Genomic DNA, 26,062 nt, shown 5'->3' on the forward strand with positions numbered 1-26,062 from the left:
CAGCTTATGTGACGTATACATGACGTAAATGTTGCGTATTGATTTCCGATGGCTTTCAGACGTTTAATGCTCTGATGCTATTTATGAGGAATTTCTATGAGCCACTTCCGCCCCGTTGAGTTAATGCACGCCAGCCGCCTGTTAAATCACGGCCCGACCGTTTTAATTACCAGCCGCGACGACACCCTTGATCGGCGCAACGTGATGGCTGCCGCCTGGTCAATGCCGGTGGAGTTCGAGCCGCCGCGGATCGCCATCGTGGTGGATAAAAGCGCCTGGTCACGGGAGCTGATTGAGCGCAGCGGCATGTTCGGGATCGTCATTCCCGGCGTGGCGGCGACCAACTGGACCTACGCGGTGGGTAGCGTCAGCGGCCGCGATGAGGATAAGTTCAACTGCTACGGTATTCCGGCCATCAACGGTCCGGTGCTGGGGCTGCCGGTGATTGAGGAGAAGTGCCTGGCGTGGATGGAGTGCCGTCTGCTGCCCGCCACCTCGGCGGCGGAAAAGTATGACACCCTGTTTGGTGAGGTGGTCTCTGCCGCGGCGGATGAGCAGGCGTTTGTCGCCGGACGCTGGCAGTTTGATGACGATAAGCGCAATACCCTGCATCACCTTGGCGCGGGGACCTTCGTCACCAGCGGCAGGCAGGTGAAAGCGCCGGGTCAGTAGGTCTTATAGGGGATGCGCATCCGGTCCAGCAGGTTGGTAAAATCCTGGACCGCGACGAATGCCACTGCCCCTTTGCCGGGGATGACGTTGGTGATGATGCCCACCGTCTCCCCGGTCAGGCTGTCGATGACCGGCCCGCCTGACATGCCGGACACCGCCCCCGCCCCGGTGATGATGCCGTAGTAGCAGCCGTCACGCTTCACGAAGCCGTCGATTTTTCCCATGCTGGATTTAGGCAGACTATTAATAGCGCTGTAGCCGAACAGGGTAACGTTGCGCCCGACCCTGGCCCAGGCCAGCTGATGCACGATCTTGCCCCGGTTGTTATCGGCAATCACCGCCACGTCGCAGGCCGGATGTTGCGCCCTGATGGGCTTCAGCAACGGCACCGCGACGTGGGCGGCGGTAAGAGAAAGCGTGCTTGAGACTGCAAAGGTGGTGCCCTGCATCCCGGCCGCAAGCCAGTTTAGCGGCGCAGGCAGGCCGATAAAGACGAGATCCGCCTGTTTCGTGGCGGAAAAGTCGGTGCGGCTGGTGCCGGACATCACCACGCACCCCAGCAGTGTAAGGGGTGCCATGAGTGCGGCGAGAGCATAATGCAGACGCTTCATGGTTCACCCCTCGGCCCTACCTTTTCGACCGCCCGGCGATGATCTCATCGGCCACGATACGCGGAGCCTCGGCGTAATGGTGGAACTCCATGCTGTAGGTTGCCCGCCCCTGGGACATGGAGCGCAGCGTGGTGGCGTAACCGAACATCTCCGCCAGCGGCACGTCGGCGCGGATAATCTGGCTGCCGAACTGCTCCTCCATCCCCTGCACCAGCCCGCGCCGGGAGGAGAGATCGCCCATAATATTCCCGGCATACTCTTCCGGAGTTTCAACCTCCACGTGCATCATCGGCTCGAGAATGACCGGATCGGCTTTGCGCGCCGCGTCCTTAAAGCCGAATATCGCCGCCATGCGAAAGGCCATCTCCGAGGAGTCGACGTCGTGATAGGAGCCAAAGGTCAGGGTCGCTTTGACATCGACCACCGGATATCCCGCCAGCACGCCGCTGTTCATCGCTTCGCGCAGCCCTTTCTCCACCGACGGAATGTACTCTCGCGGCACCACCCCGCCTTTGGTGGCATCGACAAAGGCAAAGCCGCTGCCCGGCGCCTGCGGCTCGAGGCTCAGCACCACGTGGCCGTACTGCCCTTTCCCGCCGGACTGGCGGACAAACTTGCCTTCGATGTCGTTTACCGCCCTGCGGATGGTTTCCCGGTAGGTGACCTGCGGACGGCCGATATTGGCTTCGACGCCGAACTCGCGCCGCATGCGGTCGACGATGATCTCCAGGTGCAGTTCCCCCATCCCGGAGATAATGGTCTGGCCGGACTCTTCGTCGGTATGCAGGTGGAAGGAGGGATCTTCCGCCGCCAGTCGATGCAGCGCGATGCCCATTTTCTCCTGGTCAGCTTTGGTTTTCGGCTCGATGGAGAGGGAGATCACCGGGTCCGGGAACTCCATCCGCTCGAGGGTGATCACCGCGTTGGGGTCGGTCAGGGTATCGCCGGTAGTGACATCCTTCAGCCCGACGCAGGCAGCAATATCCCCGGTCCGCAGCTCCTCGACGTCATGCCGGTCGTTGGCATGCATCAGCACGATGCGCCCGATGCGCTCTTTTTTGCCCTTCACCGGGTTAAAGACCGCGTCGCCTTTTTTCAGCACCCCGGAGTAGACGCGGATAAAGGTCAGCTGCCCGACGTAGGGGTCGGACATCAGCTTGAACGCCAGCGCCGAGAAGGGTTCGTCGTCGTTGGGGTGACGCTCGGCGTGCTGCCCTTTCTCATCCACCCCGTCGATGGCGGGAACGTCGAGGGGCGACGGCATCAGCTCAATCACCGCATCCAGCATCCGCTGCACCCCTTTATTTTTGAAGGCGCTGCCGCACAGCATCGGCTGGATCTCCCCGGCCACCGTGCGTTTGCGCAGGCCGCGAATAATCTCCGCCTCGTCGAGATCGTTGGTTTCGAGGTATTTATCCATCAGGTCGTCGCTGTCTTCCGCCGCCGCCGAGACCATTTTATCCCGCCAGGTTTGGGCGGTCGCCTGGAGATCGCCCGGTACCGGGGCATAATTGAAGGTCATCCCCTGGGTGGCGTCATCCCAGATAATGGCCCGCATGTGGATCAGATCCACCACCCCGGTGAAGTGATCCTCGGCACCGATGGGGATCACAATCGGTACCGGGTGGGCTTTCAGCCGGTCGATCATCATCTGCACCACGTGGAAGAAATCGGCGCCCGGACGGTCCATCTTGTTGACGAAGGCGATGCGCGGCACCCGGTACTTATTGGCCTGCCGCCAGACGGTTTCCGACTGCGGTTGCACCCCGCCCACCGAGTCGTAGACCATCACCGCCCCGTCCAGCACGCGCATGGAGCGTTCCACCTCAATGGTGAAATCGACGTGCCCGGGGGTGTCGATAATGTTGATCCGGTGCGGCTCAAAGCCGCGGTCCATGCCGGACCAGAAGCAGCTCACCGCCGCCGAGGTGATGGTAATGCCCCGCTCCTGCTCCTGCGCCATCCAGTCGGTGATCGCCGCGCCATCATGGACTTCCCCCATCTTGTGGCTCACCCCGGTATAAAACAGGATGCGCTCGGTGGTGGTGGTTTTTCCGGCATCGATGTGCGCCGAGATACCGATGTTGCGATAACGCTCGAGAGGAATGGGCCGGATCATGATGCATCCTTCTTTAATGGACATGACAATCACGCGCCGGGTGAGCGCGTGCAGGTATGTAGATCAGTGTAGTGCCCTGTCAAAGTGGGGATGGGTGATTCTGGTGTGGTTCAACAGAGACAAGCAGAATGGTTTATTACAGAGAGCGGGACAAATGTTATCCTGGTCTTTGTTTCAGACGAGAATTAATCGTTTGAACAGTAACTGCTGAATATCCTGACGCTGGGACAGTATCGCGTGAGATGTTACCGTTCTTTCCTCGACGGAATAGAGAACTCTGTATCCGTCCCGGCTATTAAATTCGCGATACTTTGCACAACCAATTTTCAGGAGCTCTGGACAAATCTGGCATCCCAGAGGAAATTCGCGAACTGTATTTTCAAACTGTTCCAGGATACCTGCAATCACGGGACGCGGTTCAACCTCAGCCCGACGCAAGAATCTGACAATATCATCAATGCAGTATTTTGTAGTAAGCGTGTACTCAACAACGATGTCGTTGTTATCCATCACTATGCCCTCGTTTCCATGAGGATACTCAATCATTTAATCCATCGAGTAATTGATCCTTTGAAAAAACTTTTCCCTCAGCCTTATCTTTTTCCGAAAGAGTAAGCAATTTTAGAAGCGCAATGGCATCTTCCCTTTCTTGTTGTTGTTCGTAAGATTCAATGACATATGCAGGAATGCCATTTTGGGTTACGAGAATAGGTTCAGAAAGATCGAGCGTTGCCGCATTTTTCTTAACGAAGCTAATAGTTTCAACTTTCATAGAGCCCCCTTGTTAGTAAATGAATCTTCAATTTAGTCTATATTTAGACCAAATTCAATCCACACCAATACCACATGGTAAGACACTGATACTTCAACAAAAGATTCTCGCTCCGTCGCTTTTTCATTCTCGACAAAAAGGTACTGCGTTAAAAGCGAGGCGGCAAGAGCCATTCCCGGAAGCGGCCTCGCAAATCGTTGAAAAAACGCCGGGTGGCGCTAACGCTTACCCGGCCTACGGGATCGGTGTTGTAGGCCGGGCAAAGCGAAGCTGCCGCCCGGCAAAACCCACATCAGGTAATCAACATCACCCGAATATCATTCACGTTGGTTAATGTCGGGCCGGTCACCACCAGATCCCCCGCCGCGGCAAAGTAGCTGTAGCTGTCATGCCCCCGCAGCATCGCCTTCGCGTCCAGCGAAGTGCGGCCCAGCGTATCCGGGGTGACAATTGCGCCCGCCGCATCCTCGGTGCCGTCAATCCCGTCGCTGTCTCCGGCGATGGCGTAAATCCCCTCCTCACCCTTCAGCGCACAGGCCAGCGCCAGCAGAAATTCGGTGTTGCGCCCGCCGCGCCCGCAGCCCGTCTCGCCGATGGTGACCGTGGTTTCCCCGCCGCTGAGTAATACTGCCGGGCCTTTCACCGGCAGGCCGTGCTGCTTCACCGATTTGGCGATCCCGGCCATCATAATACCCAGCTGGGCGCTTTCCCCCTCCAGGGCATCCCCCAGAATCAAGGGTGTGAAACCCATCCGCTGCGCCACGTCGGCGGCAGCGGCCAGCGCGCCGGAGGGGGTGGCGATCAGGCGGATATCGTCGTCTATTTCCTTTGCTGTCACCGGGGCTCGCGGCATGCGCAGCACCCGCATCACCGGTTCCGGCAGATCCAGGCCATAGCGGGCGATAATCTCCAGCGCCTCTTCCGCCGTGGAGCTGTCCGCCACCGTCGGGCCGGAGGCAATGCTCTGGGGATCGTCCCCGGGCACATCGCTGATGATCAGGGTGATCACCCGGGCGGGTCTGGCGGCCAGCGCCAGCCGTCCGCCCTTGATATCCGACAGCTGCTTGCGCACGGTGTTCATCTCATGGATGGTCGCCCCGCTCTTCAACAGCGCTTTGTTCACCGCCTGCTTATCGGCCAGGGTGATGCCCTTGCGCGGCAGGGCCAGCAGCGACGAGCCGCCGCCGGAGATCAGCGCAACCACGCAGTCGTCGGCGGTGAGGTGCTTGACCTGCTCCATCATCAGCATCGAAGCCACTTCGCTCATCGCATCCGAGACCGGGTGCGCCGCCTCGACGATGCGGATTTTTTGCGTCGGCACCGCGTGACCGTAGCGTGTCACCACCACGCCCTGCAGATCGACGTCCGGCCAGGCGGCCTCCAGCGCGGCGGCCATGGCGGCGCTGGCTTTCCCCGCGCCAACCACCATGCAGCGCCCTCGTGGTTTCTCCGGCAGCGCGTTAATCAACGCCTCATGGGGGTCGGCACTCTTCACCGCTGCCATGAAGATCTCAGTAAGCGCCCCTCGCAGGGCGCTGTCGTCGTGTTGAGCCATAGATCAGCCTTCTGCGATGGCGCGGATCACCGCCTGAGTGACCTCGCGGGTGTTGGCCGTACCGCCCACGTCCGGGGTCATGATGCCCTTCGCGCAGATGGCCTCGACGGCGGCCATCAGACGTGTAGCGGCCTCGCCTTCGCCCAGATGCTCAAGCATCTGGGCCGCGGTCCAGAAGCTGGCGACCGGGTTGGCGATGCCCTTGCCGGTGATATCAAACGCCGAGCCGTGGATCGGTTCGAACATCGACGGGAAACGACGCTCCGGATCGATATTGGCGGTCGGGGCCACCCCCAGACTGCCCGCCAGGGCACCCGCCAGATCGGAGAGAATATCGGCGTGCAGGTTGGTCGCCACGATGGTGTCCAGCGACTCCGGGTGCAGGGTCATGCGCACGGTCATGGCATCCACCAGCATTTTGTCCCAGGTGACGTCCGGGAACTCGCGGGCCACTTCGGCGGCGATCTCGTCCCACATCACCATCCCGTGACGCTGGGCGTTGGATTTAGTGACCACGGTTAACAGCTTGCGCGGACGGGTCTGCGCCAGGCGGAAGGCGTAGCGCATGATGCGCGTGACTCCGGTGCGGGTGAAAATCGCCACCTCGGTACCCACCTCTTCCGGCAGGCCGCGGTGGGCGCGACCGCCGTGGCCGGAATATTCCCCTTCCGAGTTCTCGCGCACGATCACCCAGTCGAGGGTGCCCGGAACCGCCTTGCGCAGCGGGGACTGAATACCCGGCAGGATTTTGGTCGGACGGACGTTGGCATACTGGTCGAAACCCTGGCAGATCGGCAGGCGCAGCCCCCAGAGGGTGATGTGATCCGGCACGTCCGGGGCACCCACCGCGCCAAAGTAGATGGCGTCGAAGGCTTTCAGCTGCTCCAGCCCGTCTTCCGGCATCATCACCCCGTGGGTTTTGTAGTAATCCGAGCCCCACTCGAAGGTGTGCACCGAGAAACGCATATCGCCCTGACGCTGGGCCAGCGCGTGTAACACTTCCACACCCGCAGTGATCACTTCCGGGCCGATACCGTCTGCGGGGATAGCTGCAATGGCGTAATCTTTCATGGTTTTTCCTTAAATTAATGTTTTGACTGAATTAATGTTTCGCTGGCCTGCGCCTTGCGGCTGGACGCCGAGAGCCACAGCACCACGATTGAGGAGAGGATCAGCAGCCCGGCGACAAACCACAGTCCCCAGGTGTAACTCCCGGTTTGTTGCTTGATCAGGCCAATCATGAACGGACCGACAAAGCCCCCCAGATTGCCGAGTGAGTTGATGGTGGCGATACCCGCCGCCGCCGCCGAACCGGAAAGGAACAGGGTTGGCATGCTCCACAGCGGGGGTTTAGAGGCGCTGATGCCGCAGTTAACGATGGTCAGCGCTAGGATCACCCCGAAGATGCTCGTCGTACTGCCCGCCATAAACAGCCCGGCAGCCGCGACGATACAGGCGGCAATCACGTGCCACGAGCGTTCGCCGGTTTTGTCGGAATGACGCGCCCAGAGCACCATTGCCGCCACTGCCAGCACCGCCGGAATCGCATTCAGCAGGCCGACGGTCATGGAGGAGACGCCGAGGGTTTTGATGATCTGCGGCGACCAGATGCCCAGGGTATAGAGCCCGGCGGAAGTGCCGAAGTAGACCAGCGACAGGGCCAGAACGCGTTTATCCAGCAGCCCTTTCCAGACGCTGTGCTGCGCCGTAGCCTGTTTAGCCGCCTGCTCGCGTTGCAGAGTGGCAATCAGCCAGCCGCGCTCCTCTTCGCTGAGCCATTTCGCCTTTTCCGGGCGGTCGGTCAGCCAGAACAGCACCACCACGCCGAGGATCACTGCCGGCACCGCTTCGAGGACAAACATCCACTGCCAGCCGGCAAAGCCCATCATGCCGTGCATCTCCAGCAGTGCGGCGGAAATCGGCGAGCCGAGCGCGGTGGAGATAGGCGCCGCGGCCATAAAGATGGCCGTCACCTGGGCGCGCTTTTGCGCCGGGAACCAGTAGCTTAAGTAGAGGATGATGCCCGGGAAGAAGCCTGCTTCCGCCACGCCGAGCAGGAAACGCAGGGTATAGAAGCTGGTAGTGCCCTGGACAAAGGCCATGCCGCCGGAGACCAGCCCCCAGGTGATCATCACCCGGGCAATCCAGATGCGCGCCCCAACCTTGTGCAGGATCAGGTTGGACGGCACCTCAAACAGGAAGTAGCCGAGGAAGAAGATCCCGGCCCCGAAGCCAAACACCGCCGGGGAGAAGCCGAGATCGGCGTTCATGGTGAGCGCCGCGAAACCGATATTGACGCGGTCGAGAAATGCGATGAAATACAACAGCATGATAAAGGGTACGATGCGCAAGGTGATCTTGCGCATGACCCGTTGTTCGATTGTGCAGGTCATGTGAGGTGTTCCTCATAATTATTTTGTAGGGTACGCAGTCGGGCTGCCTTGATGAGTATGCTGATATTTCTTGCATGATCATGCGCATCGGTTTATACAAAAAAATGCAATAATCACGAGCGAGCCAAAATGGAACTACAACACCTGCGCTGTTTCCTGGCGGTGGCAGAAACCCTGCATTTCGGTCAGGCGGCACAGCGGCTGGATATGCTGCCCTCTGCCCTGGGAAGGAATATTCGTCTATTAGAAGAGGCACTTGGCACGCGGCTATTCACGCGTTCAACCCGCCGGGTGGCGCTCACGCAGAATGGCGTTTTGCTGCGGGAAGAGGCGCGAAAGCTGCTCGCCCACGCCGACGCCATTATGTTGCAATTTCGTCAAAATCCGTGCCGGGCGCAGCCGCTTTTACGCGTCGGGACTATCGACAGCGCGGCCATCGGATTGCTGCCGGGATTGCTGCAGCTGTTTCGCCAGCACTACCCGACGGTGGAGATCCAGCTCTTTGAAGACAAGACCGTCCATCTGCTGCCGAAGCTGAAAAGCGGCAGGCTGGATCTGGTGTTTATTCGCCCGCCCGCGCAGCTGGATCCTCAGTTTGGCCGGGCGTTTTTATGCAATGAGCCCGGCATCCTTGCCCTGCCGGCCGGCCATCCGTTTGCCGACCGGGAAAGGGTCGATATCGCCGAGCTGGAAGGAATGCCGATGATCCTGCCGGAGCGGCGTTCGCGCCCGCACAGCCACGATCTGACCATGAACCTGTTCCATAATGCGGGCATTGAAGTGACGGTGTCACAGATGGCGGACGAAAAGCAGACCATCATCAACCTGGTGGCGGCGGGCATTGGCCTGGCGATTGTCCCGGCGTGGAGCAGCCGCTATCTGATGCCGGGGGTGAAGTTTGTGCAGCTGAACGGCGCGGAGCAGATGGGGATGCCGCTGGAGGCGGTATGGATGGCCGGTGCGCAGGATGAGATACGGGATAATATGCTGGCGATGTTGCGGGAGCATCCGGAGCTGTATGGATAGAATTTTGCCCCCTAGATACTCTATGGAACGTATAAGAACGTGCAGCATGGGACGTGCTAACTCTATAAAAAGAGGTATCAACGTTCAGAGGTGAAATATTCCCGCTTTAATGTTGGGATGAGAGTTTAAGCCTGTTTATATCGCTAAAAGTCAAAATCGCGCGATCGGCTCATGGACTTTTAATATAGAGAAAGGTTATACGGCCTGTAAAAAAGGGGCTGAATAATAAGCCATTCAACCCCTGTAGTGACTACAACATTAATTCTTTAACTGCGTCGTTAATTTCAGCGGCTGCTCGCCATTATAATTAACATCCGCGCGGATCAGCACAGACTTGAGATGACCAGAATCATCGAGCTCATCGTTCAGTGCGAAATAAACCACACCATAGTTATTATGTCCATACTGGCTTTTTTCAGTCTGGAAGATGTCATTCCAGGCACGCGCTTCCGCTTCATCTTTAGGTTTGATCTGGCATGTTGTGAGTGAGGCTTCCGTATCCCAGGCCATCATGACATTCTGAGTATTAACCATGAGATTTTTAATGCTGGGTACATCAGGGCATCCGTCCAAAGTCAGAGTGTAAACCTGTTTTTCAAAGTTATACTTCTCAGGGAAAATACCGGGTAAAAATTTCACCATCACAGGCCCACCCGAAACGGTAGGGAATTGCCCCTTAGGGTCACGCTCTGCTGATATAAATTTTATATACTTGATTTTTTTATATTCTTCAAGTTTATCAAGCATGGCCGGAATGGCGGTTTTTTCGATATCGCGCTTCTTAAACTCATCTTGCTCATTATAATATTTGGCATCAACAAGGTTAAGCATCTCTTTATTATCAATGTTTTTAGCTCGCGCCAGATACAGCCAGGTAAAATCCTCATCGCTGATGAATTTGTAATCTTCTGCTGGTACGGCAAGAACCTGTTTTTTGAAATCAGCCGCTTTCTTTTCTTGTTCTTCCTTTTGTTTCTTATAGGCATCAAGGGCTTCTTGTTGCTCTTTGGACGGTTTACCCCGTTCAGCAATGTCAGGATCTTCCATCAACGAATGCCCTAAATTAGACGCTGCGGAGATAACTTCCTTACCGTTATTATCAATTAAGACGCTGGCCTGATGGTTTCTGGATTCAAAACGGGTGGTTAAGGGGCCTACTGGCTGGATGCTAATGTCAAAAGAGCATACCTTCGACTGCGCTTTTTCATCTGCAGAAACCTCTTTTACGTTTCTTAATTCAATATGGTTACGGGCGATTAAGTCGTCCTTATCCTTAAATTTAACGTCGGTATCATTGTAGTTGCGGAATAAGTTATCACCAACACGATCGACAATAGCTTTAGAAAAGGCCTCGGAAGTACATTCCGGTTGCTTATCGCCACACCCTACCAGAACAGCGGAAACCAACGTAAGTAACGTGGTAGCTAAAATTTTCTTTTTCATATGATCTGTATCATCCATTGGCAATTTTATAATAACTTTAATTTACTATTTTTTGATAATTTTTAGCGTGGACATTTTAATGCTTAGGAACCACATGTTGAAGTCTTTTTTCTTAGGCGCAGACTTATAAATCCACCATAAATGGTAGTTGCTCGACTTTTTATACTACTATTAAAAACCTAAAGGGGTCGGAGAATACTAATAAGCAATAGGCATGTCTTTATCTCGCCCTAACTAAAATCAGAAGAGTATTTTTTTGATAATTGCAAAATTCGGATCTCGAGGTCAAATCAACGCTTTTTTTAGCATCCGAAACAGGATAAGTCACTTCGTGCGGCCTGTTTGCCAGGTGGCGACTGCGCCTTACCCAGCCCCTACGCCTTATAAATAAATCGTTGGATAAAATCGGCAATATCGGCTTCGACCATCGCGCATTTTTCCGCCGAAGGTCTGACGCCCAAAAATTCGTCATAACCGCTCAGGAGCGAAATCAGCTGTCGCGTGGTGCGGCTGGGGTCGCACTCGCGGAAGGTTCTATTCCCCACACCTTCCTCAATAATGTCGCGAACCCGTTCGCTCCACGCTTGCATAATGGCCTCAACGAATTCGGCGTAAGCGTCATTATGCAGCGCTAACTGCCACGTGGCGCCATACAGCTGCCAGGCGGCATCCTGCTCAAAGGGCAGAAAATCGGCGACCAGGCGCTCCATTTTTTGCGCGGAGGATAACCCCGCGACTTCACGCGTAAATGTCTCCAGCTCGTCGCGCATAAAACGATCCAGCGCCGCAATACACAAGGCCTGCCAGTTGCTGAAGTAATGATAAATATGGCTGCGTGAGATCCCTAACGACTCGGTCAACTCACGCGTGGTAACGTTGGCGATCCCCTTCTCCAGAAATAGTGCGATAGCCCCGTCCAGAATCCTGGCTTTTAACGTCTCTTTTGCTTCTTTCATCTACACGCCCACATTGACTTTGAGCAAGTGCTCAAATAGACTCGCCCTACAAATTTGAGCAACCGCTCAAATTTATCTTAACAGAAAATTGTATGCTTACCTTAAAAAATGCGGCTCCTGCCGCAGTATCAAACAGCGCGGTCAAAACGCTCAAACTGCTGGGCCAACGACATAGCCGAAAACTCATTCTGACCTTCTTACTGGTGGCGGCTGAAAACGTCACCATGCTGCTCTATCCCCTGCTGGCGGGGTTTGCGATCAATGCCATCATCTCCGGCCAGGCGTTACATGCCGTCCTTTATGCGGTGATGGTTTTTGTGATGTGGGCGATTGGCGCGGCAAGACGCAGCATTGATACCCGGACATTTGCGCGCATTTATGCCGAACTGGCCGTTCCGGTCATCCTTGCCCAACGTGAAGAACAGCACAGCGCTTCAACGATTGCGGCCCGCGTGGCGCTGTCGCGGGAATTTGTCGATTTCTTCGAGAAACATCTGCCGGTACTGGTGACCTCTGTCGCTTCAATCATCGGTGCCGCAGTGATGCTGCTCCTGCTGCAGTTCTGGACCGGCGTCGCCTGTCTGTTCATTCTGATCTTTTTTGCCCTGTTTTTACCGGGCTTCACCCGCAGGAACGAAGCATTATTCCTGAGGCTGAACGATCGGCTGGAAAAAGAGGTGGCGTTCGTGAATAACGCGTCCAGAATGTCACTGTCCAGGCACTATGATGTGCTGGCGCGGCTCAGAATTAAACTGTCGGATCGGGAAGCATTTGGCTATTTAGCCATCGGTTCCGTGACGGCGATTTTATTCGCCAGCACCATAATGACCATGTCGTTCGAAGGCGGGCTGGATGCCGGGCATATCTATTCGGTCATGACCTATATGTGGATGTTTGCCATGAGTCTGGATGACGGACCGCAATTACTGGAAAAGTATTCTCAGCTAAAAGATATTGGCAAGCGGGTTAATACCAGTACCCTTTAATCAGCTTTTATCCCCTGCATCTTGCCGATGCGGGGGATACGTTTACTGCTTTTACATCGAATAGCCCGGCTTTTTAATCAACTCATCCAGCTTCGGACCAATCTCCGTATCCCAGACCTGCGCTTTCCAGTCGGCTTCCTGAACTTCGTTCAGCGCCACCGAAATGGAGCGATCTTTACTGTTCAGATGGCGAGTAATCACCTCGGCGATATCTGCCGCCAGCGCGGTTTTTTGTTCGTCGTTCAGATCGCGGGGAAAACATTTGATATTGACGTGTGGCATGTGCAGGGCTCCTTTTGAGTAAGCGTTCCAGACTAGCAGAGTATCTCGTTGTCTTTTAGCACCTTGTGCAGTTTCGGGAGCTTGCACACGCTATCGGCAATGGCGGTAATGTTCGGCGTGTTGGCGGCAAACCAGTCCGGGCGAGGCCCCCAGATACGCATCACGCACAAATAGCAGTCGATAAGGGTGATCTGCTCGCCAAAGGCCCAGGGCGCGGCTTTCAGGTGATTATCCAGCCAAAGATAGAGCAATTTACGGTATTCACGGCAGTTTTGTTGCAGCTGCTCCGGGGCGTCGGGTGCCCAGCGCTCCGGGTAATCGGCGTAGGTAAAGGTGGGATAGACGTTGGCCACCAGCCAGATCAGCAGGCGTTGAAACTGCTGGCGATCCGGGTGCCCGACGGGCGGTGCCAGATCGGGACAGCGATCCAGCACCAGCAGCGCAATCGCTGCCGTTTCCGTCATGATCTCGCCGTTCTCCAGCTCGAGGGTCGGCACCTGACACAGGGGATTCAGTTTTTCGAGCAGTTCGCGCGTCGCGCCCGGCTTATCGAAACCGTCGACGTTGATAAACTGATACGGAATATCGGCGAGGGTCAGCATCACTTCACTGATGGCTGAGCCCCAGCCGGGAACGCCATAGACTTTGATCATCGGCTATACCTCGGTCAAAGCCTTAAGTGTAGAGCAGCCTCAGTAGGTTATCCCGGGCGGGTTAACCTCCGACTGCGCCACCGCCTCGCCCTGCTCGCCCCAGCGGGCCAGTACCTTCTGGTATTCGCCGCGCTGGATGGCCCCGTCGAGCGCCGCCTGGAGGGCATACACCAGCTCGTTACCCTTTTTGGTGGTGGTGGCGACATACGCTTTTTTCGGCCCTAAGCCCACTACCCGGGTTTTTCCGGTCAGGGCCTCTTTGTAAGCCGATACCGACTGCGGGCCAAAGAACACGTCCGCCCTGCCGGACTGGATATAAAGATTGCCTGAGGCGTCGTCGGTAAGGTAGACCGGCAGCGCAGGCTCGCGCCCGGCGTTTTTGTTCTCTTCGTTCCATCCCAACAGAATGCGCTCCTGGTTGGTGCCGGAGCCGACAATCACCTTTTTACCCGCCAGATCGGCGGCGCTCTTGATCGATTGCACCTCGCTGGTGGATTTCACTGAAAAGGCCAGGTTATCGACGCGATAGGTGGCGAAGTCAAACTTCTGTTTACGCTGCTCGGTCACCGCAATGTTGACCAGCGCCACGTCGTAGCGCCCGGAGGTGATGCCCAGCGGCCAGTCTTCCCACGCCGTCGGCACCAGCTTGAGTTTTAAACCGAGGCTGCCCGCCAGCAGCCGGGCGATATCCGGGTCACTGCCGATGCGGGTGCGGTTATCGCTGGCCAGCAGCGCCAGCGGCGGCGAGTTCAGCGCCGAAATGGCGACGGTTAAGGTGCCCGGTTCGACAAATTTATAGTTTGCGGGGATTTTCGCCACCGCCTGCTTATCCACCGTCACCGGCAGCGGCTGCTCGTTCGCCTGTAAATCAATGGCGGCGTGGCTTGTGGACGCCACCATTAACAACGCCAGTAATCCCTTTTTCATCTTCTCTCCTTACAGCACTTTGGACAGGAACTGCCGCGTTCGGGCGTGGGACGGACGGTTCAACACCTCGTCGCTGCTCCCCTGCTCGACGATTTTGCCGTCGACCATAAACACCACCTGGTCTGCCACTTCCCGGGCGAAGCCGATCTCATGGGTCACCACCACCAGGGTAGTGCCGGAGCGGGCCAGCTTTTTGATCACGTCCAGCACCTCGCCCACCAGCTCGGGGTCAAGGGCGGACGTCGGTTCATCAAACAGCATCACTCGTGGGCGTAATGCCAGGGCACGGGCAATGGCGATGCGCTGCTGCTGCCCGCCGGAAAGGTGCCGCGACCAGGCGTCGGCCTTATCGCGCAGCCCCACCACGTCCAGCAGATCGTAGGCCCGATCGACCGCTTCTTTTCGGCTCAGCTGTTTGTGGGCAATCGGCGCCTCAATCAGGTTCTCCAGCACCGTCAGGTGCGGGAACAGGTTGAAGTTCTGGAACACGTAGCCCACGTTGATGCGCTGTTTGAGGATCGCTTTCTCCTTCAGCTCGTACAGCGTGTTGCCCTCCCGGCGATAGCCGATGTAGTCCCCGTCTATCTGGATAAAGCCTTCATCAACGCGCTCGAGGTGGTTAATGGTGCGCAGCAGTGTGGATTTACCGGAGCCGGACGGGCCGAGGATCACCGTCACCGAGCCCGGCGGGATCTCCAGCGAGACGTTATCCAACGCCTTGTGCCGGCCAAAAAACTTGCTGACGCCGGTAATGGAAATATGTCCTTCAGGAGAGGCTCGCATGGACAGGCTCCTGTGTGGTTTGGGTGGTAACGGAACGGGTGCGGGTGGCGCGGGAGGTGTTCACCGCCGAGCGGCGCTCGCTGCGGGCCAGAGCACGTTCAACCAGATGCTGAATGGCGGAGAGCACGGTGGTGATCACCAGATACCAGACGGCACCGACCATCAGCAGCGGGATCACCTCCTGGGTGCGGTTGTAGATCATCTGGATGGTGTAGAACAGCTCCGGCATCGCCAGGACGTAAACCATCGCCGTGCCCTTGGCGAGGCTGATGATTTCGTTGAACCCGGACGGCAGAATGGTGCGCAGCGCCTGCGGCAGGATGATGCGCAGGGTACGGCGCGAGGCCGGCAAACCCAGCGCGGCCGCCGCTTCGTACTGGCCGTGATCGACCCCCAGGAAGCCACCGCGAATGATCTCCGCGGTATAGGCGCTCTGTACCAGCGTCAGGCCGACAACGGCGGTGGAGAACTGCCCCAGCACGTTGATGGTTTCAAAGCTGCCCCAGGTGATGCTGGTGAACGGCACGCCGAGCGACAGCGTGTCGTACAGATAGGAGAAGTTATAGAGAATAATCAGCACCACAATCAGCGGCAGGGAGCGGAACAGCCAGATATAGCCCCAGGCGAGGCTGCTCAGCAGCCACGAGGATGACAGTCGGGCCAGGGCTAACATGCCGCCGATCGCCACGCTGAGCGCGGTGCCGATCAGGGTCAGGAGCAGCGTCTGCCCCACCCCTTCAAGGATCACCGGATCGAAGAACCAGCGCGCGAACACGCTCCACTCCCAGCGCGGGTTAAAGGCCACCGACTGGATCACCACCGCCAGCACAAACAGCGCAACAATCGCCCCCACCGTGCGCAGCGGGTAGCGCGCCGGGACCACTTTGATGGTTTCAACGTTGTTCATCGTCGTTCCTCATGCCGATTTACTGAACGCTTCGCGTACCAGCGTTTTGGTGAAGCGCAGCCGTCCGTCGAACGGCGGCTGGCTGTACTCTTCCGGGTCGCGGGTCAGGTCGAACTGCGCCGCGTAGCCCTGGCTCAGGTAGAGCCGCACCGCTTCCGGCTGACGAAAGCCGGTGGTGAGGTAGATCTGGCTGTAGCCGGCCAGTACCGCCCGGCGCTCCAGCTCCTGCACCACCCGGGCGGCAAGTCCCTGCTGGCGCAGGGATTTGTCGGTCCAGATCCGTTTGATCTCGGCGGTCTGCCCATCGAAGGGTTTATAGGCCCCGGTGGCGATGATTTTTCCGTCGCGCTCCAGGACAATAAACAGCCCCTGCGGCGCCAGATACCACTCGGTCAGCTCGATCTCGGCATCTTTAGAGAAGTAGTCGCCGTAGCGCGCCGCGTACTCGCCGAACAGCCCCTCGATGATGGGCTGAAGATCGGCGTCCTCCGGCGAAACGTCACGAAAGAGGTCGCTCATAGGTTCTCCTTAGTCGCCAAGGCCGGCCGGATTCACTTCGGAACTCGGGATGCGCTCCACGCCTTCACCCCAGCGGTTCAGCACCTTGTCATAGTCGCCGTTCTTGATCACGCCGTTCAGGGCGGTCTGCACCGGCTCGGCCAGTCCACTGCCTTTTTTCAGGGTCACGGCGATATGCGCCGCTTTCGGCCAGCCTCCGTCGACGCTGCCCACCAGTTTGGTTTTACCGTTGAGGGCCGCTTTCCACGCGCCAATCACGTTCGGGCCAAAGTAAGCATCCGCACGACCAGACTGCAAAGCCAGGGTCTGGGCGGCATCATCTTTGGTGTAGATAGGGGTGAACGGCTTCAGCCCCTTCTTCTGGTTTTCCGCATCCCACGCCAGCAGAATCGCCTCCTGGTTGGTACCGGAGCCAACGATAATCCGCAGCCCGGCGATGTCTTCCGCCTTCTCAAGTTTCTTGATTGAGCTGGTGGATTTCACGTAGAAGCCCAGGGAATCTTTCCGGTAGGTGGCGAAATCGAACTTCTCTTTACGCTCTTTGGTGACGGTGATGTTGCTGATCGCCGCGTCGTATTTCCCGGAGGTCACCCCCAGCGGCCAGTCTTCCCAGGAGGTGGGCACCACGTTCAGCTCCAGCCCGAGGCTGTCGGCCACCAGACGGGCGATATCGGCCTCGCTGCCAATCAGGGTTTTGTTGTCATCGGCAAACACCGTCAGCGGCGGCTGGCTGAGCCCGGCAATCGCCACGGTAAATTTCCCCGGCACTACCGGCTTAAAGCTGGCGGGCAGCTGAGCGATGGCCTGCGGATTTTTTGCGGTGTTGATCGGCGTTTTGTTGGCCTCGAGGCTGACCCCGGTGCCGTTAATGTTGACGTTCTCTGCCCAGACGGCAGGGGTAAAGGCCAGCGCGAGCGCCAGAATAAGCGATGATTTTTTCATGGCAGGTTCTCTTATTGTTGTGTGCGTTATTGTTGTGTGAACTGATTAACGGGCTGGTCTAATCCCAGGCTCTCACGCAGGGTGGTGCCGGGGTATTCGGTGCGGAACAGGCCGCGCGCCTGCAACAGCGGCACCACCTGATCCACAAAGCGCGGGAAGGTATCCGGGGTGCCGCCCTGGATGATGAACCCGTCCGCGGCATAGCCCTCAAACCACTGCTGTAAGCCGTCAGCAACCTGTTCCGGGGTGCCGGAAAAACGCGGACGCGGCGAGGCGGCTTCCAGCGCCACCTGACGCAGGGTTAAGTTGCGCTCCCGGGCGTTGCGTTTGATCTCATCGGTGGTGCTGCGGAAGCTGTTTTTCCCCAGATCGCCAATGTCCGGGAAGGCTTCATCCAGCGGATACTGGCTGAAGTCGTGATGCTCAAAATAGCGGCCCAGATAGTTCAGGGCATCGTTGATGGAGACCAGCGCGGCGGTGGTCTGGTACTGCTCCTCCACGTCGGCGGCGTCTTTCCCGACGATGACGCTCACCCCCTGGAAGATATGCAATTCGTCCTCACGGCGGCCATGCTGCTTCAGCTGACTTTTCACGTCGTGCCAGAACGCCTGGGCTTCTTCGTAGGTGTCATGGTGGGTAAAGATGGCGTCAGCATGTTTCGCCGCCAGCTTTTTGCCGTCGTCCGAGGCGCCGGCCTGGAAGACGATCGGCCTGCCCTGCGGCGTGCGGCCAATGTTCAGCGGCCCGGCTACCTTAAAGAAATCCCCGTGGTGATCGAGGGTGTGCAGCTTTTTAGGGTTGAAGAACTCCCCGGTCTCTTTATTACGCACAAAGGCGTCGCCCTCCCAGGAGTCCCACAGCCCTTTCACCACGTCGAGATACTCATCGGCGATGCGGTAACGCAGGGCGTGCTCCGGGTGCTTGTCGCGGGAGAAATTCTTCGCTGAACCTTCCAGCGGCGAAGTCACCACGTTCCAGCCCGCCCGGCCGTTGCTGAGATGGTCGAGGCTGGCAAACTGGCGCGCCACGGTGAAGGGCTCGCTGTAGGAGGTGGATAAGGTGCCCACCAGCCCCAACCGTGATGTGACGGTCGCCAGCGCCGACAGCACGGTCAGGGGCTCAAAGCGGTTGAGAAAATGCGGGATCGACTTCTCGTTGATGTACAGACCATCCGCGACAAAGATAAAGTCGAGCTTGCCCGCTTCGGCCTTCAGGGCCGTCTCTTTGACAAAGTTAAAATTGATGCTGGCATTGGCCGGGGCTGCCGGATGGCGCCAGGCTGACATATTCCCCGAAGCGCCGTGCAAAATCGTGCCCAGGCGCAGCTGTCGTGTTGCGGACATATTCCCTCCTTACCCTTAAAGTTGGTTCAGTGCTTTTTCCGCAAGTCGGGCGAAATAACGCGCGGCGGGTTCGATTAAGGCTTCATCCGGGTTAAAGGCCGGATGGTGTAATCCGTACTGGCTGGCGCTGCCGATACTGACAAAGGCCCCGGGGATCTGCTGCAGGTAGACGGCAAAATCCTCCCCGCCCATGTGCAGCTCGGCCTGCCGGGTCTCATACCCAGTTTCCCGCGCCACCGAGGTGGCAAACTCGGCCCAGTTGGCGTCGTTAACCAGCGCGGTAGGCCCGGCATACCAGGTGATGTCGATCTGCGCGTTAAAGGCGGCGGCAAATCCGGCAGCGATTTCGGCCACCCGGCCCTTCACGTTCTGCTGCACTTCGGTGCGATGGGTTCTGAGCGTTCCTTCCAGCTCGACGCTTTCCGGTAGTACGTTCCAGGTGTTACCCCCGGTAATGCGCGTCACGCTCAGCACCACCGAATCGAGAGTGTTGACGTTGCGGCTGGCGACGCTTTGCAGGGCGGTGACCAGCTGGCTGGCGAGCAGGATGGCGTCGTTGCCTTCATGCGGACGGGCGGCGTGCGCCCCTTTGCCGGTAATACGGAATACGAAGCGGTCGACGTTGGCGTAGAACGGGCCACCGCGGGTGGCGAAGCTGCCCACCGGCAGACCGGGTTCGTTATGCATGCCGAAGATGGCGCTGATATCGCGCAGGGCTCCGGCGCGCACCAGACTCTTTGCGCCGCCGAAGTTCTCCTCCGCGGGCTGGAACAGGATCCGCACCCGGCCATTAAGCGCGTCTTCGCGGGCTTTCAGCTTCAGGGCCGCGCCGAGGATCACGCTGGTGTGGATGTCGTGGCCGCAGGCGTGCATGACGCCCGGGCGTTGGGAGGTAAAGGCTACGCCGCTGCGCTCCTCAATCGGCAGGGCGTCGATATCGGCCCGCAGGGCGATCTGTTTGTCACCCTTCCCCACCTCGGCGATCAGGCCGGTGTGCAGGTCATAGGGCAGGACGGTGATCCCGGCGTCACCCAGCCACTGGCGCAGGCGGGCGGTGGTTTGTACTTCCTCGCCGGAAAGCTCCGGGTTCTGGTGCAGCTCGCGGCGCCAGGCGATCAGCTGTTGTTCGAGGCTCATGCGGCCACCTCCCTCTGCTGTCGGGCCTGGGCCAGCAGGCGCAGGGACTGCACCCGGGCGGTGCCGTCGGCAACCGGGGTATCAATGATGAACTCATCGATGCCCCACTGCTGATGCAGTGCCTCCAGTTGTTCGAGTACCGACTCCGCAGTACCCGCCAGCAGCGACTGGGCGCGTCGGGCGATGCGCAGCGGCTCGCTGCCCGCCTGGCGAGCAAAGGCATAAGCCTGCTCCTCGCTGGCAACGGTGACCCGCTGGCCGTTGACAAGCTCAACGCCCCACACTTCGACGGATTTGGCCAGCTCCTCGGCCTGCGCCTGGGTTGGCGCAACGATGGCCTGCACCGCGACAATCACCTCCCGGGCGCTATGGACGCGCCAGGTGTTAATCACCTCGCGCAGCAGATCGGGATCGCCATTCAGATGGGCAGCAAAAACGAAGTCCCAGTCGAGGCGGGCGGCCAGGCGCGCGCTCTCTGCGCTGGCGCCCAGCAGGAAGCCAGCAGCCGGAACCTTGGGTAACGGAGTGGCACGAACCGCCTCCTCCTGTGAAGCCGGGTTGATCCAGCCATCCAGCTGCGCCAGCTGGTCGGCGAAATCGCCCTTCTCCTGCTGGCTGAGGCCGAGCTGTAACGCCCGGGTCGAGAGCGGCAGGCCGCCCGGCGCTTTGCCGACACCCAGATCCACACGCCCGGGGGCGATAGCCGCCAGCAGGTTGAAGTTCTCTGCCACTTTGTACGGGCTGTAGTGTTGCAGCATTACCCCACCGGAGCCGACGCGAATGCGACGGGTCTGCCCGAGGATCCAGGCAATCAGCAGCTCAGGCGACGGACTCGCCAGCTGCGGGGTGTTGTGGTGTTCGGCAATCCAGAAGCGGTGATAACCCAGGGTTTCGGCCTGTTGCGCCAGGCTTAAGGTGCGCGACAGCGCATCGGCGGCCGTTTCGTTTTCTGCGACAGGACTTTTATCCAGAATGCTGATTCGCCAGGACATGTTGCAATCTCGTTTGACTAAACATGTCGCCATTATTAAAGGGCGATTTCACCTCTGAGAAACAATTAATTTACATTTGGTTTGCCGGATTTCAGAAATACCGCGTCGGATTATCGCGATGAACGGAGCCCGGCGATCAGGGCGTTGGCCTGCTGGCGGGAGGTGATGCGCACGAAGCGGATATGGGCAAAAGCCGGGTTTTGCATGTCGGCCTCGTAGCGCACCCGGTTGCTGCGCCAGGTTTTGATTGTCCACAGCAGGATCGATTCCCGGCTAAAGAAGGAGCGACGAAAACTCTCCCGGTTGCCGGTGCCGGGCCACAGCTCCTGCTGCGTCCAGGCGCGTTTTACCGCCCGGGTAACGGCCTGACGCAGGGTGCGGGCCAGGCCGTAATCGACCCATACCACTAGATCGACGTTGCGCCATTTTATCGGGCGGGTGCGGTTGTAGTTGCCGTCCAGCACCCAGCCTGGCGTGGCGCTGAGCGCCGTCTCCAGCTTTGCGAACATGACCTCGTCCGGGGTGCCCTGCCAGTCAGGACGCCAGTACAGAGTGTCCATTTCGATACAGGGCAGTGCCAGTTCACTAGCGATCCTGCGGGCCAGCGTGCTCTTGCCGCTGCCGCTGGTGCCAACAATATTGATTTTCATCACATTTCCTGATGCGTCGTGAAAAACGGGCTAACAATGATAATGTTTTATGAATGTTAATGAAACACGATTTCGGAAGTGTGGTTTTCGCCATGGAGCCATTATTTCCGTTATATTTGCCTTAAGTCGGTTTATTTCCCGCCTGCATTGATATTCGCCCCCTGCTGATTGCATTTTTATTACAGAAGCACCGGTTAATACAAAAAATAGTTAATTCTGGCGCTTTCTAATTCATTAATTTTTGTGGAGAATACGCCAGCCGTAATATTACAGAATAAACAGTTAACCTTGCCTGAAACTTTTTTTCGGGCGGCTTCTCTTTACACAGACATCACCATGGAGTTATTCATGAGGCGTAACAATCACGTTACACAAAACGAGTATTTGCTTAACGAAGGGTCGACCCTAATGTCGACCACCGATATCCAGAGTCATATTACGTACGCGAACTCGGCCTTTATTGATGCCAGTGGTTATAAAGAAGAACATCTTATTGGTGAACCGCATAATGTGATCCGCCATCCTGATATGCCCCCGGAGGCGTTTGGCGATATGTGGTTTACCCTGCAGCAGGGCGAGAGCTGGACCGGGCTGGTGAAGAACCGCCGTCACAACGGGGATCACTACTGGGTGCGGGCCAACGTCACGCCCGTCTACCAGAATGACAGCCTCACCGGCTATATCTCGGTGCGCAATATTCCCGAACGTCGTGAGATCGATGCCAGCGAGGCGCTCTATCAGCGGGTGCGAAATAACGAAATAAAAGGCCATCGTTTTTATAAAGGGGTGCTGGTGCGTCGGGGAATATTCTCCTTTCTCTCTATTTCCAAACGGCTCAGTACCGCGAAGCGGGTTAATTACTCCCTTGGTATTACCGCCCTGCTCGCTTTGGCCCTGCCTTTATTATTCTCTACCGGAATAATGCAGTCCGTCGCCCTGGCGCTGCTGTTTATTTTGCTGGCGTTATTTCTCAATGCCCAGATCTGTCGCCCGGTAAAAACCATCGTTAAACAGATGCAGCGCGTGGTGTCGGGTCGCAAGACAGATTACACCCATTTCGATCGCGTCGATGAGATTGGCTTAATGATGCGGCTGGTTAACCAGTCCGGATTAAACCTGAACTCGCTGGTGGATGATGTCGGGACGCAAATCAACGGTATCCGCGATATCAGCCAGCAGGTCGCCAAAGAAGGCGATGCCCTGCAGGCCCGCTCGGAAGAGACCTCCGGTGATCTGCAGCAGACGGCTGCGGCGGTGGAAGAGATTGCCAGCGCGGTAAAACAGACCGCACAAACGGCGGAAGAGGCAATCCGGATGGCCGACCAGACCAGTGCCAGCGCATACAGCGGCGAAGCGGTAATGAAGCAGACCATCGGCGTGATGCAGTCGGTGTCGCGGGATAACGGCCAGATTGTCGATATCATCGCGGTGATCGACCGGATCGCCTTCCAGACCAATATCCTGGCGCTGAATGCCGCGGTAGAAGCCGCCCGCGCCGGGGAGGCGGGACGCGGCTTCGCAGTGGTCGCCGCCGAAGTGCGTAACCTGGCCCAGCACTCTGCTTCAGCAGCGAAGGAGATCGCATCGCTTATCGAGAAGAACGTCGCCAGCGTCAACGCCGGGGTGGATATGGTGGAACAGACCGAAACCCAGCTGACCACCATGATTGGTAACGTGCTGAACATGTCGGCCCTGATCAAGGAGATCGGTCACGCCACCCAGGAACAGACCCAGGCGCTGACCCTGATTAATGAATCCATTTCCCGTATCGGGGTGATGACCCATAACAACACCGGGATGGTGGAGCACGTCACCCAGGCGGCCAACCACCTCACCCAGCGCACCACCCGCCTGCAGCAGGCGATTGCGGTGTTCGGCGGCTGACGAGTCTCAGGGGAAAGGCCCTTGCAATAGACTCATCGACGTGAAGGGGCGCGCTGCGCCCCAATGCTGTCGTTAATAACAGCCCGAATGGTCGGGTCGTCGACAAAACGACGGAAAAGCTACCTGGTAACCATCACTATCAATGGTGGAGGGAAAGAAACTTTTTCCAGCGAAGCTCAAGAAAGAACGGATCGACAGGATGATGAATATTCAATAATGGCTTATCAGCAAATTTCGCTAAATCAGGATCAGTAGCCAATGCCGCTGGGCTGATTCGTACTGTGAGTGTAGAAGGCTCAATGGCCAGATGATCCGTGTCGAAAAGTCCATGCAGATCGCTACGCAGTATCAGTCCATTGGAATAGTGGTCGGGACCCTGGTCAGCATGGCTGATAAGATGTGCAGCCTGTAATCGAGCGCGCATTTTCACATCAGAAATAACACAACGTCTTTTGCAATTTTCCCAGACATCTGCCGCAAAGTCAGGTTGATCCGGCCTTGTCTCGATGATGACCTCCGTTCCCTGCCGTTTTGGTTCTGGCGACTCTGAAAACACAGGTATGGGCTCATGTTTTGGCAGACAGTCTACTGATACAAAACCATAACTTGTTTTCGCACCGGCAAATTCTGATGGCGATTCTGTCGTCGTCACGCCGATGTAACGGAAGTTTTCGAAATGGACAACTTTGCTGTTTCCATTCGCGTTGCGGCCATCCAGGCGTTCTGTACGGCTATGAGTCGCCTGGATTAACCGATAGTTCCTGTTCTCCCCGACGCGGAGGATGATGTGATCGAAACGGTGCGAGGCTCCAACGCGCCAGAAACCTGATGAGCCAGTGCCCGTCGTTTCATCCAGTATCAGCGCGCCTTTTTTTCCGTCTGTCTGGATAATCAGAACGCGACCAGTCAGGTTCAGGTCATTAATGGTGGCATAGTGTTTCGGTGCGATAAGCGTCATTTCAGTCGTGCTCTCGAAGTGGATAAGTTTGAAGTTCGCCAGTGGTCTTAATTCTCTGCGCCGGATCTCTCCGACGTAAAAATATATTGGGTAGATTACCGCTTTACTATCCGCATGTCCGTGATGGGAGCACCTTTGTTATTGATTATATGAATGATACAGCAGTGATAATGAGGTGAATTCCCCTTTCGGCTGCAACAGGCACTTGCGGCGCCTGGCGACTCATCGCCACGGCAAAAATGGCTAACCCGACGAAAAGGTCATATCTTTTTTAAAGCGACGGTCGCTGCCGGGAGCCCTGGATGAAAGCAGATAAACTGACGTTAGCGGTCTCGTTACTCGCCTGGGGCGCACTCTATTATCTGCTGGGCTGGATCTCGTTATTCCTCGACGGTCCTGAGAGCCGGGCGGCCTTTATCTGGCTGCCGTCGGGCGTGGCCGTCACCGCCTTTCTCATCACAACGCGAAAGCGGTGGCTCGCGCTCTGGCTTACCCTGTTCCTTGCCCGCCTGTTACTGGGGGTGACCTTTCAGCATACGCTTCACGTCTCGCTGGTGCTGGCCCTGTTTTCGCTGACCAGCCATCTGGGCATTGCATGGAGCGTGCGCTACTTTTCCCGGGGCTACGACCGCCTGCACAAAATCGTCAACTGGGTGATTTCCACTATCATCTTCAGCGCGCTGGCGGCGCTGGCGGGGGTCGGCTGGCTCTCCCTGATGGCCGGGAGCGTGCAGATGCCGTGGCTGTGGATCGTCTGGAGCGCCAACGTCACCGGCACGCTGTTTGTCACCCCGCCGCTGATGGGCCTGCTGGCCCCGGTCGATAAAGGGGCGCGGCAGGAGTCATTAGCAGGCGTGTTTTTAGTGTTCGCCGTGTTGTTGACGACCCTCTATATCTTCAACGGCGTGCCCGACCGCAGCGACAATATCGCCCTGATTTACGCCCTGGCCTGCCTGCCGCTGGTCCTGCTGACCGCCACCACCGTTATATGCGGTAATCGCCTGGCATCGCTGGCGTTTATCCTCTTTAGCGCCGTGGTGATCTACGCCTCCTGGCGCGAAACCGGCCCCTTTTATTTCGCCCGCCTGACCCCGGAGGAGTCGATTTTGCTGGCGCAATGTTACCTCTCCGCCGCTGCCCTGCTGCTGGTGTTTATTCGCGCCCAGAAAACGCATACCCCCGCCGACCGTCATGCCCGGTCTACGGCCTACTCCCTCGATCCCGAAACGGGTCGCCTGGTCTGGGCTCCTCATGCGCACCCGGCCCTCGCCGCCGCGTTAGCCCAGGTCACCACCCGGGAAGCGCTGCTGATCCGGGTACCCGATCCGCGACAGCAGGCGCAGATGGCCGCCCGCTGGCAGGCGGTAGCGGACAGCCAGCCCGTTGCGGAGGCATTTCATTTTACGCTGGCGCTCCGGGACCATCCGCCCATCAGAATAACTGAACGAAATATGCTGCTGATGGCCGATAAGGATCGCCCGGTGATTGTCGCGTTCTGGTCTGAAGACAAGGAAAGCCTGTTTCAGCCCGCGCCGCAGGAGGAGAGTTAACC

Annotated in this window: 24 protein-coding genes and 1 pseudogene; 5 read left to right on the forward strand and 20 right to left on the reverse strand. The window is 57.7% G+C overall.

Translation table 11 applies throughout. The features are described 5' to 3' along the window. Positions 1-96: 96 nt before the first annotated feature. Positions 97-672 carry a flavin reductase family protein gene (locus tag ES815_RS20790; RefSeq protein WP_142489517.1) on the forward strand — a complete coding sequence of 192 codons (576 nt, stop codon included), beginning with the start codon at positions 97-99 and terminating at the stop codon, positions 670-672. Here ES815_RS20790 and ES815_RS20795 read toward each other — a convergent pair. The 7 genes from ES815_RS20795 to ES815_RS20825 all read right to left on the reverse strand — a co-directional run bounded on the left by ES815_RS20795 (position 666) and on the right by ES815_RS20825 (position 8,122). Further along, positions 666-1,283 (reverse strand): serine protease, encoded by a 618-nt coding sequence (locus ES815_RS20795; RefSeq protein ID WP_142489518.1) that lies wholly within the window; start codon positions 1,281-1,283, stop codon positions 666-668. The genes ES815_RS20790 and ES815_RS20795 overlap by 7 nt on opposite strands. 16 nt (positions 1,284-1,299) lie before the next feature. Next, positions 1,300-3,402, reverse strand: a complete 2,103-nt coding sequence (gene fusA, locus ES815_RS20800; RefSeq protein WP_142489519.1) for an elongation factor G — start codon at positions 3,400-3,402, stop codon at positions 1,300-1,302. Between the two features lie 174 nt (positions 3,403-3,576). Next, positions 3,577-3,912 carry a type II toxin-antitoxin system RelE/ParE family toxin gene (locus tag ES815_RS20805; protein ID WP_142489520.1) on the reverse strand — a complete coding sequence of 112 codons (336 nt, stop codon included), beginning with the start codon at positions 3,910-3,912 and terminating at the stop codon, positions 3,577-3,579. A 28-nt stretch (positions 3,913-3,940) separates the two neighbouring features. Next, positions 3,941-4,174, reverse strand: coding sequence for a type II toxin-antitoxin system Phd/YefM family antitoxin (locus tag ES815_RS20810; protein ID WP_142489521.1), 234 nt, complete (start codon positions 4,172-4,174; stop codon positions 3,941-3,943). Positions 4,175-4,466: 292 nt separating this feature from the next. Next, positions 4,467-5,729, reverse strand: a complete 1,263-nt coding sequence (locus ES815_RS20815) for a glycerate kinase (protein WP_142489522.1) — start codon at positions 5,727-5,729, stop codon at positions 4,467-4,469. Positions 5,730-5,732: 3 nt separating this feature from the next. Beyond that, complete coding sequence (locus ES815_RS20820; protein WP_142489523.1) at positions 5,733-6,800, reverse strand: tartrate dehydrogenase; 1,068 nt, start codon at positions 6,798-6,800, stop codon at positions 5,733-5,735. A gap of 14 nt (positions 6,801-6,814) precedes the next feature. Further along, a complete protein-coding gene (locus ES815_RS20825) occupies positions 6,815-8,122 on the reverse strand; it encodes an MFS transporter (protein ID WP_142489524.1) in 1,308 nt (435 codons plus the stop codon). Between the two features lie 129 nt (positions 8,123-8,251). On the opposite strand from ES815_RS20825, the gene ES815_RS20830 reads away from it, so the two are divergent. Next, positions 8,252-9,148 carry a LysR family transcriptional regulator gene (locus ES815_RS20830; RefSeq protein WP_142489525.1) on the forward strand — a complete coding sequence of 299 codons (897 nt, stop codon included), beginning with the start codon at positions 8,252-8,254 and terminating at the stop codon, positions 9,146-9,148. A gap of 258 nt (positions 9,149-9,406) precedes the next feature. Here the strand turns inward: ES815_RS20830 and ES815_RS20835 are convergent, their stop codons facing one another. Continuing rightward, the gene (locus ES815_RS20835) at positions 9,407-10,591 is read right to left on the reverse strand and encodes a hypothetical protein (protein WP_142489526.1); all 1,185 of its coding nucleotides are present in this window, start codon (positions 10,589-10,591) and stop codon (positions 9,407-9,409) included. 374 nt (positions 10,592-10,965) lie between these two features. Beyond that, positions 10,966-11,547, reverse strand: coding sequence for a TetR/AcrR family transcriptional regulator (locus ES815_RS20840; protein WP_142489527.1), 582 nt, complete (start codon positions 11,545-11,547; stop codon positions 10,966-10,968). Between the two features lie 92 nt (positions 11,548-11,639). Between ES815_RS20840 and ES815_RS20845 the strand changes: the two genes are divergently transcribed. Then, on the forward strand, positions 11,640-12,533 hold the full coding sequence (locus ES815_RS20845) for an ABC transporter six-transmembrane domain-containing protein (RefSeq protein WP_142489528.1): 894 nt from the start codon (positions 11,640-11,642) through the stop codon (positions 12,531-12,533). A gap of 51 nt (positions 12,534-12,584) precedes the next feature. Here ES815_RS20845 and pptA read toward each other — a convergent pair whose 3' ends face one another. The 10 genes and pseudogenes from pptA to ES815_RS20900 form a co-directional block, all read right to left on the reverse strand. Beyond that, the gene (gene pptA / locus ES815_RS20850; RefSeq protein WP_142489529.1) at positions 12,585-12,815 is read right to left on the reverse strand and encodes a tautomerase PptA; all 231 of its coding nucleotides are present in this window, start codon (positions 12,813-12,815) and stop codon (positions 12,585-12,587) included. A 32-nt stretch (positions 12,816-12,847) separates the two neighbouring features. After that, positions 12,848-13,468 (reverse strand): glutathione S-transferase family protein, encoded by a 621-nt coding sequence (locus ES815_RS20855; RefSeq protein WP_142489530.1) that lies wholly within the window; start codon positions 13,466-13,468, stop codon positions 12,848-12,850. Positions 13,469-13,507: 39 nt separating this feature from the next. Continuing rightward, a complete protein-coding gene (locus ES815_RS20860) occupies positions 13,508-14,395 on the reverse strand; it encodes a transporter substrate-binding domain-containing protein (RefSeq protein ID WP_142489531.1) in 888 nt (295 codons plus the stop codon). A 9-nt stretch (positions 14,396-14,404) separates the two neighbouring features. Then, complete coding sequence (locus ES815_RS20865; protein ID WP_142489532.1) at positions 14,405-15,178, reverse strand: amino acid ABC transporter ATP-binding protein; 774 nt, start codon at positions 15,176-15,178, stop codon at positions 14,405-14,407. Continuing rightward, positions 15,162-16,085 (reverse strand): amino acid ABC transporter permease, encoded by a 924-nt coding sequence (locus tag ES815_RS20870; RefSeq protein WP_142489533.1) that lies wholly within the window; start codon positions 16,083-16,085, stop codon positions 15,162-15,164. The genes ES815_RS20865 and ES815_RS20870 overlap by 17 nt, the downstream gene beginning before the upstream one ends. A 9-nt stretch (positions 16,086-16,094) precedes the next feature. Beyond that, positions 16,095-16,604 carry a GNAT family N-acetyltransferase gene (locus ES815_RS20875; RefSeq protein ID WP_142489534.1) on the reverse strand — a complete coding sequence of 170 codons (510 nt, stop codon included), beginning with the start codon at positions 16,602-16,604 and terminating at the stop codon, positions 16,095-16,097. Between the two features lie 9 nt (positions 16,605-16,613). After that, positions 16,614-18,889, reverse strand: a pseudogene (locus tag ES815_RS24005) (NtaA/DmoA family FMN-dependent monooxygenase). 15 nt (positions 18,890-18,904) lie between these two features. Continuing rightward, positions 18,905-20,026 carry an amidohydrolase gene (locus tag ES815_RS20890; protein ID WP_142489537.1) on the reverse strand — a complete coding sequence of 374 codons (1,122 nt, stop codon included), beginning with the start codon at positions 20,024-20,026 and terminating at the stop codon, positions 18,905-18,907. Then, positions 20,023-21,018, reverse strand: a complete 996-nt coding sequence (locus ES815_RS20895; RefSeq protein WP_142489538.1) for an LLM class flavin-dependent oxidoreductase — start codon at positions 21,016-21,018, stop codon at positions 20,023-20,025. Before ES815_RS20895 ends, ES815_RS20890 begins: the two co-directional genes overlap by 4 nt. Positions 21,019-21,128: 110 nt before the next feature. After that, on the reverse strand, positions 21,129-21,668 hold the full coding sequence (locus ES815_RS20900) for a (d)CMP kinase (protein ID WP_142489539.1): 540 nt from the start codon (positions 21,666-21,668) through the stop codon (positions 21,129-21,131). Between the two features lie 348 nt (positions 21,669-22,016). On the opposite strand from ES815_RS20900, the gene ES815_RS20905 reads away from it, so the two are divergent. Further along, positions 22,017-23,552, forward strand: coding sequence for a methyl-accepting chemotaxis protein (locus tag ES815_RS20905; protein ID WP_142489540.1), 1,536 nt, complete (start codon positions 22,017-22,019; stop codon positions 23,550-23,552). A 139-nt stretch (positions 23,553-23,691) separates the two neighbouring features. Here ES815_RS20905 and ES815_RS20910 read toward each other — a convergent pair whose 3' ends face one another. After that, on the reverse strand, positions 23,692-24,510 hold the full coding sequence (locus ES815_RS20910) for an HNH endonuclease signature motif containing protein (protein WP_142489541.1): 819 nt from the start codon (positions 24,508-24,510) through the stop codon (positions 23,692-23,694). Positions 24,511-24,812: 302 nt separating this feature from the next. On the opposite strand from ES815_RS20910, the gene ES815_RS20915 reads away from it, so the two are divergent. Further along, a complete protein-coding gene (locus ES815_RS20915) occupies positions 24,813-26,060 on the forward strand; it encodes an MASE1 domain-containing protein (protein ID WP_142489542.1) in 1,248 nt (415 codons plus the stop codon). The last annotated feature ends 2 nt before the right edge of the window (positions 26,061-26,062 follow it).

It is taken from the genome of Leclercia adecarboxylata (genome assembly GCF_006874705.1).
In the GTDB taxonomy this organism is placed as follows: domain Bacteria; phylum Pseudomonadota; class Gammaproteobacteria; order Enterobacterales; family Enterobacteriaceae; genus Enterobacter; species Enterobacter adecarboxylatus_C.

Bases quoted from the DNA above. Each gene is read 5' to 3' on its own strand.
- ES815_RS20790 (WP_142489517.1), top strand. From the start codon at position 97: ATGAGCCACTTCCGCCCCGTTGAGTTAATGCACGCCAGCCGCCTGTTA.
- ES815_RS20795 (WP_142489518.1), bottom strand. From the start codon at position 1,283: ATGAAGCGTCTGCATTATGCTCTCGCCGCACTCATGGCACCCCTTACA.
- fusA (WP_142489519.1), bottom strand. From the start codon at position 3,402: ATGATCCGGCCCATTCCTCTCGAGCGTTATCGCAACATCGGTATCTCG.
- ES815_RS20805 (WP_142489520.1), bottom strand. From the start codon at position 3,912: ATGGATAACAACGACATCGTTGTTGAGTACACGCTTACTACAAAATAC.
- ES815_RS20810 (WP_142489521.1), bottom strand. From the start codon at position 4,174: ATGAAAGTTGAAACTATTAGCTTCGTTAAGAAAAATGCGGCAACGCTC.
- ES815_RS20815 (WP_142489522.1), bottom strand. From the start codon at position 5,729: ATGGCTCAACACGACGACAGCGCCCTGCGAGGGGCGCTTACTGAGATC.
- ES815_RS20820 (WP_142489523.1), bottom strand. From the start codon at position 6,800: ATGAAAGATTACGCCATTGCAGCTATCCCCGCAGACGGTATCGGCCCG.
- ES815_RS20825 (WP_142489524.1), bottom strand. From the start codon at position 8,122: ATGACCTGCACAATCGAACAACGGGTCATGCGCAAGATCACCTTGCGC.
- ES815_RS20830 (WP_142489525.1), top strand. From the start codon at position 8,252: ATGGAACTACAACACCTGCGCTGTTTCCTGGCGGTGGCAGAAACCCTG.
- ES815_RS20835 (WP_142489526.1), bottom strand. From the start codon at position 10,591: ATGAAAAAGAAAATTTTAGCTACCACGTTACTTACGTTGGTTTCCGCT.
- ES815_RS20840 (WP_142489527.1), bottom strand. From the start codon at position 11,547: ATGAAAGAAGCAAAAGAGACGTTAAAAGCCAGGATTCTGGACGGGGCT.
- ES815_RS20845 (WP_142489528.1), top strand. From the start codon at position 11,640: ATGCTTACCTTAAAAAATGCGGCTCCTGCCGCAGTATCAAACAGCGCG.
- pptA (WP_142489529.1), bottom strand. From the start codon at position 12,815: ATGCCACACGTCAATATCAAATGTTTTCCCCGCGATCTGAACGACGAA.
- ES815_RS20855 (WP_142489530.1), bottom strand. From the start codon at position 13,468: ATGATCAAAGTCTATGGCGTTCCCGGCTGGGGCTCAGCCATCAGTGAA.
- ES815_RS20860 (WP_142489531.1), bottom strand. From the start codon at position 14,395: ATGAAAAAGGGATTACTGGCGTTGTTAATGGTGGCGTCCACAAGCCAC.
- ES815_RS20865 (WP_142489532.1), bottom strand. From the start codon at position 15,178: ATGCGAGCCTCTCCTGAAGGACATATTTCCATTACCGGCGTCAGCAAG.
- ES815_RS20870 (WP_142489533.1), bottom strand. From the start codon at position 16,085: ATGAACAACGTTGAAACCATCAAAGTGGTCCCGGCGCGCTACCCGCTG.
- ES815_RS20875 (WP_142489534.1), bottom strand. From the start codon at position 16,604: ATGAGCGACCTCTTTCGTGACGTTTCGCCGGAGGACGCCGATCTTCAG.
- ES815_RS20890 (WP_142489537.1), bottom strand. From the start codon at position 20,026: ATGAGCCTCGAACAACAGCTGATCGCCTGGCGCCGCGAGCTGCACCAG.
- ES815_RS20895 (WP_142489538.1), bottom strand. From the start codon at position 21,018: ATGTCCTGGCGAATCAGCATTCTGGATAAAAGTCCTGTCGCAGAAAAC.
- ES815_RS20900 (WP_142489539.1), bottom strand. From the start codon at position 21,668: ATGAAAATCAATATTGTTGGCACCAGCGGCAGCGGCAAGAGCACGCTG.
- ES815_RS20905 (WP_142489540.1), top strand. From the start codon at position 22,017: ATGAGGCGTAACAATCACGTTACACAAAACGAGTATTTGCTTAACGAA.
- ES815_RS20910 (WP_142489541.1), bottom strand. From the start codon at position 24,510: ATGACGCTTATCGCACCGAAACACTATGCCACCATTAATGACCTGAAC.
- ES815_RS20915 (WP_142489542.1), top strand. From the start codon at position 24,813: ATGAAAGCAGATAAACTGACGTTAGCGGTCTCGTTACTCGCCTGGGGC.